The 16,048-nt window shown below is 44.5% G+C and carries 12 protein-coding genes and 1 pseudogene; 7 read left to right on the forward strand and 6 right to left on the reverse strand.

From position 1 onward, the window contains the following. Nucleotides 1–5 precede the first annotated feature (5 nt). From IEY67_RS03485 to IEY67_RS03495, 3 genes are read left to right on the forward strand one after another with little or no spacing between them, the layout of a single operon-like run. On the forward strand, nt 6–1,814 hold the full coding sequence (locus tag IEY67_RS03485) for a YncE family protein (RefSeq protein ID WP_183669782.1): 1,809 nt from the start codon (nt 6–8) through the stop codon (nt 1,812–1,814). Beyond that, complete coding sequence (locus IEY67_RS03490) at nt 1,811–2,533, forward strand: hypothetical protein (RefSeq protein ID WP_183669784.1); 723 nt, start codon at nt 1,811–1,813, stop codon at nt 2,531–2,533. The genes IEY67_RS03485 and IEY67_RS03490 overlap by 4 nt, the downstream gene beginning before the upstream one ends. A gap of 26 nt (nt 2,534–2,559) precedes the next feature. Beyond that, on the forward strand, nt 2,560–4,149 hold the full coding sequence (locus IEY67_RS03495) for an NAD(P)/FAD-dependent oxidoreductase (protein ID WP_183669786.1): 1,590 nt from the start codon (nt 2,560–2,562) through the stop codon (nt 4,147–4,149). A gap of 9 nt (nt 4,150–4,158) precedes the next feature. Here IEY67_RS03495 and IEY67_RS03500 read toward each other — a convergent pair whose 3' ends face one another. Beyond that, the gene (locus tag IEY67_RS03500) at nt 4,159–4,530 is read right to left on the reverse strand and encodes a hypothetical protein (RefSeq protein WP_229800947.1); all 372 of its coding nucleotides are present in this window, start codon (nt 4,528–4,530) and stop codon (nt 4,159–4,161) included. 33 nt (nt 4,531–4,563) lie between these two features. Further along, nucleotides 4,564–5,373: a peptidylprolyl isomerase gene (locus IEY67_RS03505; RefSeq protein WP_122376097.1), complete on the reverse strand. Its 810-nt coding sequence runs from the start codon at nt 5,371–5,373 to the stop codon at nt 4,564–4,566. 112 nt (nt 5,374–5,485) lie between these two features. On the opposite strand from IEY67_RS03505, the gene IEY67_RS03510 reads away from it, so the two are divergent. Continuing rightward, nucleotides 5,486–7,162 (forward strand): putative transporter, encoded by a 1,677-nt coding sequence (locus tag IEY67_RS03510; RefSeq protein ID WP_122376087.1) that lies wholly within the window; start codon nt 5,486–5,488, stop codon nt 7,160–7,162. 10 nt (nt 7,163–7,172) lie between these two features. Here the strand turns inward: IEY67_RS03510 and IEY67_RS03515 are convergent, their stop codons facing one another. Beyond that, nucleotides 7,173–8,717 (reverse strand): ClC family H(+)/Cl(-) exchange transporter, encoded by a 1,545-nt coding sequence (locus IEY67_RS03515; RefSeq protein ID WP_183669788.1) that lies wholly within the window; start codon nt 8,715–8,717, stop codon nt 7,173–7,175. A gap of 88 nt (nt 8,718–8,805) precedes the next feature. Here IEY67_RS03515 and IEY67_RS03520 point away from each other — a divergent pair, with 88 nt between their 5' ends. Continuing rightward, nucleotides 8,806–9,030, forward strand: a complete 225-nt coding sequence (locus tag IEY67_RS03520) for a hypothetical protein (protein ID WP_122352656.1) — start codon at nt 8,806–8,808, stop codon at nt 9,028–9,030. 10 nt (nt 9,031–9,040) lie between these two features. Continuing rightward, nucleotides 9,041–11,437 (forward strand): glycoside hydrolase family 95 protein, encoded by a 2,397-nt coding sequence (locus tag IEY67_RS03525; protein ID WP_183669790.1) that lies wholly within the window; start codon nt 9,041–9,043, stop codon nt 11,435–11,437. An 18-nt stretch (nt 11,438–11,455) separates the two neighbouring features. Here the strand turns inward: IEY67_RS03525 and IEY67_RS03530 are convergent, their stop codons facing one another. Genes IEY67_RS03530 through IEY67_RS03540 form a run of 3 tightly spaced genes read right to left on the reverse strand, consistent with a single transcriptional unit; the run spans nt 11,456 to nt 15,241 of the window. After that, nucleotides 11,456–12,415, reverse strand: a complete 960-nt coding sequence (locus tag IEY67_RS03530) for a GNAT family N-acetyltransferase (RefSeq protein ID WP_122352658.1) — start codon at nt 12,413–12,415, stop codon at nt 11,456–11,458. Then, entirely contained in the window at nt 12,369–13,331 is a 963-nt protein-coding gene (locus IEY67_RS03535) for a DUF2156 domain-containing protein (protein WP_122352659.1), read from the reverse strand. The genes IEY67_RS03530 and IEY67_RS03535 overlap by 47 nt, the downstream gene beginning before the upstream one ends. Nucleotides 13,332–13,381: 50 nt before the next feature. Next, a complete protein-coding gene (locus IEY67_RS03540) occupies nt 13,382–15,241 on the reverse strand; it encodes an SLC13 family permease (protein ID WP_122352660.1) in 1,860 nt (619 codons plus the stop codon). 322 nt (nt 15,242–15,563) lie between these two features. On the opposite strand from IEY67_RS03540, the pseudogene msrB reads away from it, so the two are divergent. Next, nucleotides 15,564–16,022 (forward strand): annotated as a pseudogene (gene msrB, locus IEY67_RS03545) (peptide-methionine (R)-S-oxide reductase MsrB); the annotation flags it as partial. Nucleotides 16,023–16,048 lie beyond the last annotated feature (26 nt).

A 16,048-nucleotide genomic window follows, 5' to 3' on the forward strand; every position in this document is an offset into this window, starting at 1 on the left:
AACGAATGAATAAAAATGTATCATGTCTTTTGTATATTTTCATCCTTTTGTTTACAGGGTGTGAATATCAGGTAGGAGACAACTTCATTGATGTGGAAAAACCTGCAGGCGAGATTGAGATGAGTGTTGAACTGACTGCCGATAATGATGGTCAAAAGATTGTTATTTCCGAAGAAAGTACGACGATTAAGTATAATCTGAATACCTCAGGACATAAACTGGTTGTTTGTATCTTTAACATGGGAGAGAAGCAATGGATAGAGAAGGCCGCTTCCGGTGTATTTGTTATTAATAAAGGAGAAGTTCCGGTTGGTAATTATACATTAAAATGTGACATATACGTAAGCTCCGGCTCCGGAAGTATTGCCGATCAGACAGGAATGGAAAATTACCTGGGTACATATAGTTGGCCAGTCGAAGTCATAACCTATGAAGAACCTGCATACAGTCTGACTTACAAAACGAATGCCGATGGTTACCTGGAACTGTCATGGGAGAAACCGTTACTGAATGAATCGATATTCGATTATTACAGGGTGATCGGTTCTAGTCTGGATGTGAAGATAACCGATCGGGATCAGCTCTCCTATATTTGCAAATCTCACATCGGTCAATCTACAGATTATCAGGTTTCTGTTTATTTTAAGAATGGCAGAACCCCGTGGTTGTTAGGATATGCCAACCTACCGATGCAGTATCCGGAAATCACCTATGATTCCAGTGATCCGGACAGTTTGCAGATAAACATTATAAGACCTTATAAGTCGGTTATGAACATCGAGTATGACCGGAAACTGCTGGTCAGTGAGTATGCTGCTGATTTTATTCGTGTTCCATATGCTGCTTTTGGTGCATCGAATCCTGAGATGGTCGTTGAGGTCGTTCCGTGGGATAAAGCAGATCGTGTGTTCGGTGCCAATATACAAAAATATGAAAGTGTACAAGCAAGTTCAGGTATATTAATTGCCCCGGAACAGAACTGGGCGCGTTACGGCTATAATGTGCAGGAAGATATAATGTATGTCAGTTCATACGGTGAAATAACAAACTGGCTATGGCCGGACATCATTCGGTATAAAGAGTATAAAGGTCCGGACGGTAATAATGTGAATAATTATGCATTGTCTATGTACAATAGCCGGATGGCAGCAGCTCATAATCAGACGATAGATGTGTTGGAAAGCAAGGAAATGCAGCATGTACGAACGATCAAGCTTGGAAATCCCTATTCTTTTGTTGGAGCGATGACTTTTACGAAAGATGATAAATTGGTCTGCCTTGTTTCTTCTCTGAATCAGACTGTACTTGTTTACCGTATGTCCGACGGGGCATTGGAAAATTCTTTCGAGTTTTCGGAATATCTGAATGCGTATAACGCTTCTTTTTCGTCCGACGGACGTTATCTGTGTTGTGAGAATGGCGATAGAAGTGGATTTACGATGGTTATTCTGGAAAATAACCGGCCCGTATCGATGAAAAAGATGGATTTGTCTTATTCCGGTTTATGCATGAATCCTCTGAATCCTGAACAGCTGATTGTCTCGACAAATGGAAAGATACAGGTGTATAATTGTCGTGACCTATCTTTGGTACATTCGCTGGATTATCCGGGAATGTTAGTAAGCAACGTCGATCCCAAGACCGGCTTTTTGCTTTTACGTGGTTCGGGAAATGTAAAAGTTATAGATATGAAGACCAATACAGTCTTGTATACAAAGGAAGTCTCTTCTTTTTCCGAATGTAAATTGTATGGGAATGTCTTGTTGTCCAATACCGGATATGCTTTGCATATAGAAAAATATCTGAAGAAATGAAAAGGCTTATAATTGTATTTTTTTTATTAACCGGCTCATTTGCCGGAAATGCTCAAAAGATTACCGTAGAGTATAATGCGGGCTTTGGTTCGTATAATATGTCCGGAATGAAAGATCTGTTGAATACCATGTTGCCCGAATTGAATGGAGTGAAGACGACAGATAATTTTCCTGGTTATCTGATGCATGATATGCGGATTGGTTTTGAATGGAAAAGGCACCAATTGGGAGGTCTGTTTGACTATATGAATACCGCGGGAAAGAAAGGGGTTTCGGATTATTCGGGAGATTATAGTCTGGTGATACGAACCAAGGGATATAAAGCGGGTATCTTTTACCGTTACACGCTGACCGATGTTCTTTTAGGTGAATTACATTTGCAACCTTACCTGGAAATGTCTTCTGGGATGATATTTAATAATGTGAATCTGAAAGAATCATTACATTATAATATATCAGGTAATCCGGCACCGGAAAACGTTCCGGGAATGGAAGAGCAGTTAAAGTTTACCGGACCTAACTTTTTCCTGGCTCCTGCAATCGGTGCCCGTTTAAAGTTATGTAGTTTTGTTGCTGTAAACCTAAGTATAGGTTATGAATGGGATGCGGTAAAGAAGCTGTATATGGATGGAGATAAAAGCAAAAAATTAACAAAGAATGCTGACTGGAGTGGCTTTCGGGCACAGGGAGGTCTTATTTTTTATATACCCCTGTACTAAATAATTAAGCATAAAGGATTAAAATAATGATACAAGAATTACAACTCCGCATCTTGCCGGAAGAAGCAGTAAATGAGCAGTCATTAAAACAGGTGGTGGCCCGTGAGACCGGTGCTGCTCCGAAAGATATACAGGCTGTCCGGGTTTTAAAACGTTCTATCGATGCCCGCCAGCGTACGATCTATGTGAACGTTAAGCTACGTGCATTCATCGGTGAACAGCCGGAAGAACCGGAATTTCAGTCTGTGGAATATAAGGATGTGTCGGGTGGAAAACAGGTCGTTGTTGTCGGTGCCGGTCCGGGAGGATTGTTCGCAGCCCTTCGCCTGATCGAATTGGGTTTGCGTCCGGTCATCCTCGAAAGAGGAAAGAATGTGCGGGAACGTAAAAAGGATATAGCCCTGATCAGCCGTGAACATACTGTAAACGGTGAATCGAATTACAGTTTCGGTGAAGGTGGTGCCGGAGCTTATTCCGATGGTAAATTATATACCCGCAGCAAGAAACGCGGATCGGTAGATAAAATATTGAATGTCTTTTGCCAGCATGGAGCGAGCACATCTATTCTTGCTGATGCCCATCCTCATATAGGAACAGACAAACTGCCCCGCGTGATAGAAAATATCCGTGAACAGATCATCCGTTGTGGCGGAGAAGTCCATTTTGAAACCCGTATGGACAGACTGATCATCGAAAAAGATGAAGTGATCGGAGTGGAGACTAATACAGGCAGAAGCTTCTATGGTCCGGTAGTTCTGGCTACAGGCCATTCTGCTCGTGATGTCTACCGCTATCTTTATGAGAAACAGATTCCTATCGAAGCAAAAGGTATTGCCGTAGGTGTACGTCTGGAACATCCGCAAGAATTGATCGACCAGATTCAGTATCACCGGAAAGAAGGAAGAGGCAAGTATCTTCCGGCAGCTGAGTACAGTTTTGTAACTCAGGCAAGCGGTCGGGGAGTCTATTCTTTCTGTATGTGCCCGGGGGGATTCGTAGTGCCGGCAGCAAGTGGTCCCAGACAGGTCGTTGTCAATGGTATGTCTCCGTCCAATCGTGGTTCCCGCTGGTCCAATTCCGGCATGGTGGTCGAGATCCGTCCGGAAGACTATACAGAACTGATGAAACACGAAGAGATAACAGTTCCTGCCGATTCTCCATTGGCCCTGATGGCTTTTCAGGAACGTTTGGAGGAAGTCTGCTGGTTAAACGGGGGCATGAAACAGATAGCCCCTGCCCAGCGTATGAACGATTTCGTTAATAAGAAGAATTCATTTGACCTGCCTGTCTCTTCTTATACGCCTGGGTTGTTGGCTTCACCGCTTCATTTTTGGATGCCTGAATTTGTAACCAGTCGTTTGCGGGATGGTTTCCGTCATTTCGGCAAGACATCGAAAGGCTTTCTGACCAACGAAGCTCTGATGATAGGAGTGGAGACACGTACATCTTCTCCCGTTCGCATTCTTCGTGATCGGGACACTTATCAGCATATAACCATAAAAGGACTTTTCCCTTGCGGGGAAGGAGCTGGTTATGCAGGCGGCATTGTCTCTGCAGCGATCGATGGAGAACGTTGTGCGGAAGGAGTAGCCGAGTTATTGAACTCGGTTTCCTGAAATCAAGACTCAGCTATTTATCTGTTCTTCGATCTCATTCAGCAGATTAACCCTTTCCAGCGAGAATGTGGTATCATGTGTCTGTAGATATTCCAGCAATTCTTTTGCCCGGCGGAGTATATCCGGTTGGTTCTTCGGTTGCTGATAGCTGCTTTCGATCAAGGTTTTGATCGCTATTTCAAGACGTAGGATACCGCTCTTCTCTTCGTTGTCGAGGAAACGGAGGATATCGTCGGGAGCTGTTGTCATCAGGAAATCCTGATCCAGTTTCAGGTTCTCGAAAACAGTTTGTATCAGCTCCGGATTCTTCGCGGCAGCATTGTTATTACGATTGAAGATTACCTGGGCAACCATCTTGCCCAGTTCTTCTATCTGTACCATGATTAAATCTCTTTTCAGCATATTGGATGAATTTTATTCTATTGTAACACTAATAATCCGGATATCTTTTTGGGGACGGTCATATTGGTCTTTCGGCTGGTTGGCAATAACATCCAACACATCGAACCCTTCTGTCAGTTCACCGAAAATCGTATAAATACCATCCAGATGATGGCATCCGCCGACTGTTGTGTATGCCTTCCGCTCTTCTTCAGTAAAGATCAGGTGACCTGGCGTTGCCAGAATCATGGAATCTATTTGGGCATTCACAGCAGTTACTCGTTTGTTATATTCCCGTTTGTTGCTTTGTTTCAACATTTTCAGGTCTACGGCAATAGGACGGTAGTACTTATCCAGCGCCTTTTTCCGTATATCCTGGTTGGCGATCAGTTCCAGTGTATCCAGTTCCCCGTTGCGATATACTTTTCCCTGTACGATAAAGAATTGCGACATATCCGATTTCTTTTCCGGATTGACATCGTCATTCTGGCGCGGGGCAGCAAGGGCACCTCTCTTGTGGAAATATTTATCTTTCAGTTCCGGCATAATCTCTGCCGACGAATCACCGAAACCGCAACGTGCTCCGGCAGGTGCGTTCTTTGAATCGGGTGCTCCTCCCTGGATCATGAACTCTTTGATGACACGGGTAAAAAGTGTACCGTTGAACTCTCCCTGTTGGGCGCGGTTGATAAATGTACGTACATGATTCGGTACATCGTCGTATAGCCGGGCCTTCATGGTCCCGACGTTCGTTTTGATAGTCACTGCTTTTTCTGAGCTTTGAGCGTTAAGACTTGCAGCTGCCAGTAAGAAAGCCAGTGTCAAGCTGTATAATCTTTTCATGAACATTTATTTTTTTCTCGGGTAAAGATAGTGTTTATGTTGTTAAACACAAACTTAATGGCTACCTTTGCGAACTTTATTTAATGGCGAAAAGATTTTTTAATAGAATATTATGAATTGGATCAATGATTTGTTATGGGGAGAAGGCATTGGGCACTCCATCCTGCTGCTGTCGTTTGTTATTGCGGCGGGTATTCAGTTAGGAAAAATTAAAGTGTTTGGTGTATCGCTGGGGATTACACTGGTTCTGTTCGTGGGGATTGTATTGGGCCATTTTGGTTTTACGATCAATCATAATGTGATTCACTTTTTCAAAGAGTTCGGTTTGATCTTGTTTGTCTATTCCGTAGGTATGCAGGTTGGTCCGGGATTCTTTTCTTCGTTCAAGAAAGGTGGTATTACATTGAATATGTTGGCTTGTGGAATCGTCTTCCTGGGAGTACTGACAGCTATTATCCTGCATTATGTGACGGGTATTCCGATGCCGACTATGGTTGGTATTTTATCCGGAGCAGTAACGAATACACCTGGTCTGGGAGCTGCGCAGCAGGCCTTTTCCGATATGCACGGCTTTACAGATAATACAATTGCATTAGGATATGCGGTTGCTTATCCATTGGGTGTTATCGGGATTATCTTGTCTCTTATCTTTATCCGCTATGTATTCCGGGTTTCTTTCGATAAGGAAAATGAGGATCTGAACAAAACGGATGCTTCTCATACCAATGAAGCTAAACCTATTTCATTGATTGTAAAAAATCCGGCTGTTTTCAATAAGTCTGTCGGTGAGTTATCTGCTTTGCTGGAACACCGCGACTTCGTTATTTCCCGTATCTGGCATGATGACAATAAGCAGATCGAGATTGCTTCGGCAAATGTTTTGTTAAGAGAGAACGATAAGGTCTTTGTCATTACGACCGAACAGGATGCTCAGACCATCAAAACATTTATCGGTGAAGAGATCGATATGGAACGTAAACAGTGGATCCGCATGGAGAGCCAGTTTATTAACCGTCGTATTCTGGTTACAAAACCGGAACTAAATGGAAAACGTTTAGGCCAGTTAAAGTTGCGCCAGTTGTATGGTATCAATATAACGCGTATTAACCGTGCCGGTGTGGATCTGGTGGCAACTCCGGCTTTGACGCTTCAGGTAGGCGACCGTGTGAATGTTGTGGGTACTGAAACAGCTGTAACGAATGTAGAAAAGGTGTTGGGTAACTCTATGAAACGCCTGAACGAACCGAACCTGATCACTATCTTTGTCGGAATTGCTTTAGGTATTATCCTGGGAAGTATTCCTATCACTTTCCCTGGTATTCCCCAGCCGGTAAAACTTGGATTGGCAGGCGGTCCGCTGATCGTAGCTATCCTGATCAGCCGTTTCGGATATAAGTATAAGTTAATCACCTATACGACCCAAAGTGCCAACCTGATGTTGCGTGAGATCGGTATTACTTTATTCCTTGCCTGTGTCGGTATCAGTGCAGGAGATGGTTTTGTCGACACGATCGTAAATAATGGAGGTTTCGCCTGGATCGGTTATGGCTTTATTATTACTACTGTGCCTTTGCTTATCATCGGTTGTATCGGTCGTTATTTCTGCAAAGTGAATTACTTCACGTTAATGGGGCTGATTGCCGGTAGTACGACCGACCCCCCTGCATTGGCTTATTCTAATGCAACGGCCGGAAATGATGCTCCTTCTGTAGGCTATGCAACAGTCTATCCGCTGACAATGTTCCTGCGTGTATTGACAGCACAGTTACTGATATTGTTCTTTGCATAAACAAATAAATTCAATAAATATTTGCCATACTCACCAACGGTTCGTATAATTTTTCAATATCCTGCGCGTCGATCTCGAGCGTAAGCTGGTCGCCGGGCAGGATGGTTTGTCCGGCAGGAGGGAAGTCCTTGCGGTCACGGTGGATGTTGATGATGATACAGTTGTTTGGCAGGTGTAGTGTGTTTACTTGTTTCCCGTCGAAATAAGAACCTGCCATCACTTCAACGTCGAGCTTTAGCCGTTTTTCTTCCTGAAAGATCGGCTTTTTGATCATCTCTTCGTAAAACATGACGTTGAAAGGTTTTATCTCCAGAAGTTCCGTGAAATAATAAGTTAACCCTCCGACAACGATCGAAGGGTAGAATACCTCGAAATGTCCGGTAATCTCCGTGATCAGAATAATGGCAGTGATAGGGGTGCGCACGACGGCAACCAGAAAGGCTGCCATCCCGATCAGCATGACATAGCTGATATTTTCCGGCGCTATAACCCCCTGTTGTACCAGTAACAAAGCGCAGATTTTACCCAATAGTCCGCCGGTGACCAATGTCGGAATAAAACTTCCTCCCGGCAGTCCGGATGAAAACGAGTAGACTGTGAACACCATGTGCAGCAACATCATTCCGGTAATCCATAAGATGCTCTCTTTTCCGCCTAAAGCCTGTTGCATCAGGAACTGTTCGCCGCCGCCGGTCAGGTCTGTCAATGTCAGTGAGATGGTATAAGCCATGATCAGCAATCCCAGCAGCTTGATATATTCAGGCTGCTTTATGGCAGGATACAACCTTTTGACATAAAGCATTAGCAATGAGTAGAACTTACCGAAAACGGAAACGATAACGGCAAACAACAGAAATAGTTTGAGCTGTACTTCGAACGAAAGGTCCGGGGCGACCGCATTTATTTCGTGATAAGGGTTGATAGGGAATATCATATTGGCGATGCCTCCGGCAACGACCCCTGCCAGAATGGTTGTGATGGCTGTCTTGGGAGCATCGAAACGTTCGATCGATTCGATAACCAGGGTAGCCGCAGCTAATGGAGCGGCAAAAGCAGCCGCCAATCCCGCACCTGCGCCTGCTGCCAGCAATTGCTTCCGTTCGCCACTCAGGATATGTCCCCATTTACCGACCAGGTCCCCGATGTACGATCCCATCTGGACGGACGGCCCCTCACGTCCCATGGAAAGACCGCTGCTCAGCGTCAGTACTCCACCGGCAAACTTAGCCAGTAACTGCCGTAGGGAATGTTTGTAAACGATTCTGCCGTTGATCGCCCCTCGCGTCTGCGAAATACCTCCACCTGATATATAAGGCCAGCGTTTCACCAGCCAGGAGACGAAAATAAGTACACCCCAGAAAGCGAAAAATGCGATAACGTGAAGATACCAGGGAGGCGACGATTCAAAGAAATCTTTCCGGTAGTTGTAGAAAAGTTGTAATAAATAATGGTAAGGAACTGCTACCAACCCGGTTAGCAACCCTACAATAAGGCTCACGAAATAGAGCCTGGCATCCACCAGTTTCAGCTTTAATATCCTCCAGTTTACCTTCATAAGCTCGATAAAAACAAGACTGAATCGGCTTTGGTTTAGAGAAAATAGTATCTTTGTGTATTGTTGAATTAAAATAAATTAGATTATTATGGATACCCCGAGATACAAAACGATCATCAGCGTATTGAACTCATCCTGTGAAGGTTTCGATGAATATATAGAAATGAGTAAACGGATCAGCCTGTTTATTGAAACAAACGGAGCGAGCGAATCCGGCGGAATGATGGAAGAAAGTTATTTAGGGCAATATGTTGTTCTTCAGGATGAGCTTTATAAACTGGCATTGGAAAAGAAAAGGAACGAATCGTGTTAAGAGTATTATTATGAAAAAGAAATGGTTGTGTCTGGTTTTTAGTTTCGGACTACTGGTGCAAGGTCTGTCCGCACAGGAAAGCCCTGTGAAGATGTGGTATGACAAACCTTCGGACGACTGGATGAAGTCGTTGCCCATCGGTAACGGGCGGTTGAGTGGAATGGTATTCGGGGGCATAGAAAAAGACAATATAGCCTTCAATGAGATCACGCTCTGGTCCGGACAGCCCGACCCGGAACAGGAGAAGCCTTTCGGAAAAGAGGCATGGCGGGATATACAGCAGATGTTTCTGGATGGTAAACTGGAGGAAGGGAACGCCCTGGCTTCAGAAAAGCTGGTCGGCGTTCGCAATTCTTTCGGAACGCATGTCCCTTTCGGTGATATAGAACTGACTTTCAGGCAAAGTGGCGGAGCAACAGAAAGTTATATCCGTTCGCTTGATCTTGCCAGGGGTGTTGCATCCGTAACCTATCAGCAGGATGGCGTGACCTATGCTCGTGAATATTTTTGTTCTAATCCGGCTAATGTCCTGGTGGTACGTCTCAGTGCCTCGGAGAAAGGAAAACAGAATCTGGAAGTCGGTTTGAATCCATTAAGGAAATCCGTTGTAACGACGGAAGGAGATGCCATTTCTTTTTCCGGCCAGGTCGATTTTCCAACCTTTGGTCCCGGTGGTGTAAACTTCTACGGGAAAGTGAAAGTTCTGACGGAAGGAGGGATTATCAGACAGAATAAGGAAAGCCTGTCTGTGGAAAATGCCGATGAAGTAGTCCTTATAGCAGACCTTCGTACGGATTTTGTGCCGGGAGATATGAAGGAAGTGGTTTTATCTACAGTGGAAAATGCCGGAAAGAAAGGAGTTGAAACATTAATGCAAGAACATGAAGCGGATTTCGGCCGTCTATTCAACCGTGTCAGTCTTTCTTTGGGCACAGCGAAAAATGATATAGCTACGGATGAACGCCTGAAGTTACTGAAAGAAGGGAATAACGACCCGGACCTGATTGCCCTGTTTTGCCAGTACGGACGTTATCTGCTGATCTCCGCATCACGGGAAAATTCTCCGTTACCTGCCAATCTTCAGGGAATATGGAATGATAATCTGGCATGCAACATGGAATGGAGTTGCGACTACCATCTGGATATCAATACACAACAGAATTACTGGGCTGCCAATGTCGGTAACCTTGGTGAATGTAATGTTCCCCTGTTCAATTATATAGGAACCTTGGCCGAAGCCGGGGCAAAAACGGCTAAGACGGTTTATGGTTGTGAAGGCTGGGTCGCTCATACAATGGCGAATGTCTGGGGATTTACGGCTCCGGGCTGGGGAACAGGCTGGGGGCTTCATCCTACGGGCGGTGCATGGCTGGCAACTCACCTGTGGGATTATTACCGCTTTACAAACGATGAAGTGTTCCTGTTGAGAGCCTATCCGATTCTGAAACAATCGGCATTATTCTTCCTCGACTATATGATAGAAGATTCGAATAGCGGTTATCTGGTCACCGGTCCGTCTACTTCACCCGAAAATGCATTTCTTTGGAACGGCAAACAGTTGCCGCTTTCCATGATGCCGACTTGTGACAGGGTGATCGTTTATGAGATATTGAATGCCTGCCAGAGTGCAGCCGAGTTATTACAGGTAGATGAAGAATTAAGAGGACGTGTGATCGATGCAATCGACCGGTTGCCTCCTTTTAAAATAGGGAAATACGGTCAGCTTCAGGAGTGGCAGGAAGACTATGAGGAGGCCGTCCCTAATCACCGGCATACCAGCCATCTGCTTGCTTTGTATCCTTATGCACAGATAACGCCGGAAGAAACGCCCGAATGGACGAAAGCCGCTGCTGTGACTATCGACCGCCGTCTGAATGCAGCCGATTGGGAAGACGTGGAATGGAGCAGGGCCAATATGATCAATTTCTTTGCCCGCCTGAAGGATAGCAAAAAAGCCAGTGAAAGTGTGTTGGGATTAATAAACGACCTGAGTCGCGAGAACATGCTGACGATCTCTCCGAAAGGTATTGCCGGTGCTCCGACGGATATATTCGTTTTCGACGGTAACGAAGCCGGTGCAGCCGGTATTATGGAGATGTTGCTCCAGAGCCACGAAGAATATGTGGAACTCCTTCCATGCTTGCCGGAAGAATGGAATACGGGCAGTTATAAAGGTTTATGTGCCCGCGGTGGTTTTCAGGTTGATCTGTCCTGGAACGATGGGACTGTTAAGCATGCGCAGATTACTGCAACAACCGATAATACCTTGAAGTTGAAGTTACCCGACCGGACCGGACATGAGAAGTATTATAAGAATAAGAAGATATTCGATCCGATCACTCTCCCTTACGGTATCGTAAGAGTGGACATGCAAAAAGGTGATATTTTTGAAGTCGCTTATGATTGATTGAAGTCTGATGCCGGATTAATCCAGCATCAGACTCATATATGCTTCCCGGTTCGGGTATCCCATGACGATCCGGGTAAATGTTTGAATATCCATATCCTTCAGATTCTGCTCCGTTAAGGGACTATCCTTATGTGTAGACAGCCAGTGATGTCTTAACCTTTCGGTGTCGATAACTCGAGCCATCCCGAAAGGACGGGTTGCCGGTATGACCGGAGGGGTTTTGTAGGTTGCCCTATTTACATTGTTTTGTAGGGTCGCTTCCTGCAACAAAAGATTTGCCACCCGGTCGTCATCGTAGAAGAATTCTTTTACATACACCTGCTTTTTCTCTTCCGGAAGTGTGTTGTCCGGTGAAAGAACGAAAGCCATGCCGATCGGCTGGTCTTTTTCATTCAATGCGGTAAGCATTTGTCCTCCGTCCAGTTGCAAATCGCGCAGTATTGTTATAAAATCATCCTGGGTATGCAGTACACAACATTTTCTTTCACGGAGTTTCCGGTTGAAATACGCATATAATTTATCGATGGAAGGAACTTCCGGCGGAACGACCGTGATCTCGGGTGCATAAACGGGAGTTTCCGGGCGTGTGTAAACTTCTTCGGAATAATCGAACGCTTCCGTATATCCTTGTACACGGTAGTAGTCGAACAACCAGGGATCAGCAGGGATCAGAGCCGTTACGGCAACCGAACGGTATTTCATTTCCTCAAATGCATTCTGCAGGAGTTCCCGCATCAGTCCTTTACCCCGCATGGAGGGGAGGGTACAGGCGCCGGAGATATAAGCTACGGATATCTCTGTACCATAATAAGTCATTGTGTAAGGCAGCATCTGCAAGGCAGATACCACCTGTCCGTTCTTTTCGATGACCAGTGTATTCTCTTCTTTGTACACCCGGTCGAAATAAAGGCGAATGAACTCTTCTGAATCATTGAACGAGAGACGCCATAGATCGATTATTTGCTGCTTGTTCATCTTGTTTATTATTTTGCGTTTTCTTAATCGCGGCACTCTTTTCTAATAGTATGACCGGGTTATAAGAAAGTTTTGCTTTCCGCAATCCCGGGATACCGAGGTCCTCTTCGCGGTTAACGTAGATGAATTTTTCCGGCAGGCGCGATGCGAATTCCTGATTGATAACAGTGTAAGCACCCTCATAGTTCACATCCGCTTTTTCTACATGAACTCCGAACGTATCATGGTTGATCGGTGCTCCGAAGGTGAAGGCGATCACTTTTCCGTCTACCAGCAATGCGCCTCCGAGTAGTCCCAGTTCGTCGAAGTGATTAAGCGCATACGTCATGGAAATACGTTCGTAGTTCAGATCTTCGGCATCGTCTTCCGTCTTGTTGGCCTTATACCAGGTACATTCCAGTTTCAGGCATTGTTGGATCAGATCGGGAGTGATAGGCGCATATTCGTATTCATATCTTTTTTTGAAATTATTAATATGATTGCGCTTCGATTGATACTTTTTACCTTTCAGTAATGCCAGATCTTCACGCAGGTAGATATAATCGAAATAATCGCGTTCGGGAATATAGAAGAACCCGCCGGGCAATGCTTGCTCCAGTATATCTTTGGCATCCGGTGTGACTCCCAACATGCAAAGCGGGTGTCCATGTGCCAGGGAGTCTGCTTCGAGTAATTCCAGCGCGTGCTTCAGGTCTCCCTTTCCGGCAGGTGTCATGTAAACGAGACGGCTTTTATCTTCTATCCAAAAACGGATCAGCAGAAAACCATCGACAATGGCAAATTCGGTTTCATACAGAAAGCGCCAGCTGCAAATGTTGGCAAACGAATAATCGCAATTACGATAGTTATGAGGATAAATAAATGATGTTATAAGTTCTTTATCCTCTATTTTAATTGGTTTAAAAGGAATCTTCATACTTTTCTTTTTGTCGTACAAATATAAAACTAATAAGTGTCCGCTAATGTTTAAAACGGAAATATTAAAGGCAGCACAAAGATCATAATAATTCCCATAATAATCTGCAGAGGTAATCCGACTTTTACATAATCCATAAATGTATACTTACCTGCCGACATCACAAGCGCATTGGGCGGTGTAGAGAATGGGGAGGCAAAACACATACTGGCTCCGACCGTTACGGCAAGCAGGAACGGATAAGGACTTACGCCTATAGAAAGGGCTGACTGTAAAGCGATAGGTGCTACCAGTACGGCCGTTGCCGTATTACTGATAAACATCGTCAGTAGTGAAGTCGTGAAATAGATACCCGCCATCAGGACAAGCGGTCCGTAATTACCCAGGCCGCCAACCAGCTTTTCAGAGATCAGCGACGAAGCCCCTGTTTTTTCCAGTGCCAGCGACATCGGTAACATGGCGGCAATCAGGACAATGCTTTCCCAATTGATCGTTTTATATGCATCTTCTACGTTCCGAAAACAACCGGTCAGTACCATTAATATAGCAGCTATCAGTACGGCTGCGACTGGTGGAATAGGTATAAAATCGAAAACCATGGCAGCGATCATCAGGATCATGATACCGGCAGCGACGGGTGCTTTGTAGTCGAGTGTGACTTTGGATGCCTCTTCGACAGGTTGTCCCAATACTACCCATTGCGATTGTTTCTTGCTCATGCGGGCAATATCATCCCAGTTTCCTTGTATCAGCAGAAGATCTCCCGCGTGCATCTTTACGTCCTTTACATCGGATAGGATATATTCGTTACCCCGTTCTATTCCCAGGATATTGACGGAATATTTATCGCGGAAACCGGAATCTTTGACTGCCCTGTTGATCAGCTTGGAATCGGGCATCAATAAAACTTCTGCAATCCCGATTTCACGGACACTTAGTTTTTCATTGTCACCGGTGAATTCGGAGACCTTGGATTCGGTCAGGTCCAGATGGTTTTCTTCAACGAACTTATTAATATTATCGAAGCTGCCGAATACATATAATATATCTTCTTCCTGTATTTCTGTATCGGGACCGGCCAGTTTCTGGTCGACCGTTTTCATGAAACGGCTCTGTGAGGAGGATTTGCGCCTGATCTCCAGAATCGTCAGATTGTATAGGCTGGTGATATTCAATTCCTGTAGTTTCTTGTTCCGTATTCGTGAATCTTTATGGACACGTACACGGTACAGATTATCGGAAAGGCTATACTTGTTTGCCAGTTCCTGCGGTGAACGTCCGGTAGACGCATCGTTCTTTTTAGTATCTTCTTTTTTGGAGAGGAACCATTTGCTGAGCGGGATCAGAATAATGACACCGACAGTTATACAGACGATACCGATTGGAGTGAACGAAAAGAAGGACAGGTCTTTATAGCCTGCATTGGAAAGTGCTTCCTGTACAACGAGGTTGGGAGGGGTACCGATCAGAGTCGCCATACCTCCCATACTGCTTGCGAATGCCAAAGGCATCAGGAAACGGCTCGGGCTGATATTGGCATTTACAGCCATACTGACAACGATAGGTAGCATAAGGGCAACGGTTCCTGTGTTGCTGACGAACGCCCCGATAAAGGCTGTTACCAACATGATCAGAATGAAAAGTTTAATCTCGCTGGTACCTGCCAGCTGCAATATTTTACTGCCGATCATTTTGGCCAGGCCGGTCTTGAAGATCGCACCGCCTACCACAAACAGACCGACCATCATAATAACGACGGAGTTGGAAAAACCTGAAAGTGCCTCTTCGGGAGTCAGGATATTGAACACCATTAATAAGACCAGGGCACATAATGCAACAAGGTCTGAACGTATTTTCCCATTAACAAAAAAGACTGCCGACAAGGCTAGAATAATAAGAGTTGTTATCATAAAAAGTTATTAAGATGGTTTTTACTAAACACAAAATCCCACTGTAATATAAACCGGAAAGTTTGTTTATATGTTTACCTAATACCTGATTTTAGTACAAAAATAGTAGAAACATTGATACTATAATACATATCCGCCTGCCAAATTCAAGTTTGGTCATCAACCAAATACTGGTATGGATTGTTTTCTGTAAAATAAAGATATAGTGGATAGGGATATGAAGTATTTGATTATTATATGTATGTTTTTATATCAGTTGCCAGGTTTTTCACAAGACAGAAAAAATATGAATTCTAATAAAAAGGAGAAAGTGACAATGGAAAAGACAACTTATCAAAAGCCGGACGATGCAGCCTTACGGAATATATTGACCGATGAACAGTATGCAGTAACCCAGAAGAATGCAACTGAACATCCTTTCCATAACGAATATTGGAATGAATTTCGTGAAGGTATTTATGTCGATATTACGACAGGTGAACCTTTGTTCATCTCTACCGATAAATTCGACTCCGGATGCGGCTGGCCCAGTTTCTCGAAACCGATCGACAAAAAACTGGTAAAGGAAAAACTGGATACTTCGCATGGTATGACGCGTGTGGAAGTGCGTAGCCATACAGGTGACGCGCACCTGGGGCATGTTTTTACCGATGGTCCGGCAGAGTCAGGGGGCTTGCGTTATTGCATAAATAGTGCTTCGCTACGTTTCATCCCTAAAGGTAAGATGAAAGCGGAAGGATATGGTGAATATCTTTCTTTATTAGAGAAAACGCATAAATAATTGCATGGCTGCAATGAATATATTAT

This window comes from Parabacteroides faecis (genome assembly GCF_014647375.1).
Lineage (GTDB): Bacteria > Bacteroidota > Bacteroidia > Bacteroidales > Tannerellaceae > Parabacteroides > Parabacteroides faecis.